The 387-nt window shown below is 54.3% G+C and carries 1 protein-coding gene; it reads left to right on the top strand.

The window, feature by feature from the left end:
• The coding region (locus ALO43_RS17660) for a CBS domain-containing protein (RefSeq protein ID WP_459564956.1) at positions 1-198 on the top strand (198 nt) is incomplete at its 5' end.
• Positions 199-387 lie beyond the last annotated feature (189 nt).

Below are 387 nucleotides of genomic sequence, written 5' to 3'. Positions count from 1 at the left end.
GAGCACTTGCGCATCCTGCTGTCGCGCATGTACGAGTTCAACCGCGCCTGGCTGCCGGTGCTGGACGCCGAGAACGTGTTCCTGGGTGAAGTGACGCAAGAGTCCATTGCGGCTTACCTGAGCTCGGGCCGTTCGCGTGGTATGAAGACCAGTATTGTTTCGCCGGCTGAAACGGCTGCGGCAGACGCACAGGTTTAATTTGAAAAAAGCTAGTCCAGTGCTTCAATGGCCTGGGCTAGCTTGATTGGACAGTGTCATCCCTTCAGGCCTCACCGGTAATGTCAACTATCAGGTCTGTCAGTAGTCGTGCAGTGGCTGTGAGCGTATCGTTGCTTGACGCAGTAAGTTTTCAATGATGTTGCTGCATGTGCTAGGCTCTGTACGTAA

Origin of the sequence: Pseudomonas tremae, assembly GCF_001401155.1 — a bacterium.
Lineage (GTDB): Bacteria > Pseudomonadota > Gammaproteobacteria > Pseudomonadales > Pseudomonadaceae > Aquipseudomonas > Aquipseudomonas tremae.
This window is presented reverse-complemented; position numbering and strand designations above follow the sequence as displayed.